Source organism: Aeromonas sp. 1HA1 (genome assembly GCF_029237385.1).
Classification (GTDB): Bacteria; Pseudomonadota; Gammaproteobacteria; order Enterobacterales; family Aeromonadaceae; genus Aeromonas; species Aeromonas popoffii.
In genome coordinates, this window is the sequence record NZ_JAACGC010000163.1 from 1 (window position 1) to 1385 (window position 1385).

General features: G+C 64.6%; 2 protein-coding genes. Both read right to left on the minus strand.

The window, feature by feature from the left end:
• The coding region (locus GWQ22_RS21365) for a phage tail protein (protein WP_275931612.1) at nucleotides 1–688 on the minus strand (688 nt) is incomplete at its 3' end.
• A complete protein-coding gene (locus GWQ22_RS21370; protein ID WP_275931613.1) occupies nucleotides 685–1287 on the minus strand; it encodes a phage tail protein in 603 nt (200 codons plus the stop codon). The genes GWQ22_RS21365 and GWQ22_RS21370, both read right to left, overlap by 4 nt.
• Nucleotides 1288–1385 lie beyond the last annotated feature (98 nt).

Below are 1385 nucleotides of genomic sequence, written 5' to 3' on the forward strand. Positions count from 1 at the left end.
AGCCCGCCCGGTAGATGTCGAGCCAGAGCCCCACCGGCTTGGCGCTGGGGGTCACCTTCTTGACTTCATCGAGCTGGGCGCGTAGGCCGCCCACATAGGCCACCCCGGGCTGCACCTTGTAGACCCCCGATTCATTGACCAAGTTAAAGCCGTTGCCATAGAAGGTGGCCGGCCCGAAGAACTGCAGCGCCTGCAGGCGCAGGTCATCGTCCATCCCGCGCAGGCGGGCGGCATAGTCAATCTGCCAGGTGCTGGCGTCCACATGGGTGGCGGTGGCCTCGCTTGCCCGGTCGTATTCCATCAGCATGGACTTCACCAGGCTGTTGCCGGTCTGGCCGCTGGCCTCAATCGTCTTGAGTTTGGTCTCCAGCCCCTTGTGCACAATCATCCCCACCACGCCGCTGGCCTTGTTGATGAGGTACATGGCGTTGAAGCTGAAATCGCCGACCGTGGTGTCCATGACGATGGTGTAGGCCACCGCATCGTTGTTGATGCGCCCGCGCTGGTCCACCGCGTGGCGGTGCACAATCTGGTTCGCCGGCGGCAGGCCGCTGTCCGGGTTGATGGGGGCCTCGGGGTCAAGGCCTGGCACGTTGGCCAGCACGAACTCATCGAGCACCACCGGTGCCTGGGTGGCGAGGCACTCCTGCCAGTAGCGGGAGAAGGCGTTGGTAATGATTTGGCTCATGCTGTCCTCTTGAGGGTTGCGCCGAATACCTGCTGGCTCATGTCGATGCGGCCGGTGTGAAGGCGGCCGGTGACCGGGTACACCACCTGGAAGCGGTAGCGGCGGCAGGTGCGGCCATAGTGTTGAATGAGGGTTTCCATCAGTTGCTGGTTGGCGGCGATGGCGCTGTCGGTCACCTCGATGGTGATGACGTCCCAGGGCGTGCCGGCCTGGCGTTCGTGAATGTCGCACCAGCCGATATCAAGGCGCTCGAAGATGCGCTTAAAGCCCGCCACCTCGCCGGCATCCCGGGCGTTCACAAAGGCGAACCTGACCCGCTTGCGAAAGAGCGGCAGCGGCTCGCCATTAAAGCGGGCGATGTCCCGCTCCCAGGCGAGCAGCGCCAGCAGCGATTCGGAGCAGGTCAGCGGGTCTTGCTGGGCCAGTGGCAGCAGTAGCCAGCCCTTGAGTCGCTGCCAGAAGGCGTTGATGCCCCGGGCCAGAAACCCGGGCTCTGCGTGGGCGGGGCTGATGGTGTAGCCGTCTTCCCACCAGGGGGCGCTGGCATCCGGTAGCACCGGCGCCTGCAGCTCGTGTTCAAGCGGGGTTGGATTAGTCATGCAGGGTCACCACCAGTTTGCCAAGGCGCGGGATGGCCAGCCCCGAGACGATGTCACTCTCCCCAAAGCGCAGGCTCTGCAGCTGCGGGAACTGGCTG

Coding starts and splice junctions, on each gene's coding strand:
- GWQ22_RS21370 (WP_275931613.1), bottom strand. CDS start 1,287: ATGACTAATCCAACCCCGCTTGAACACGAGCTGCAGGCGCCGGTGCTA.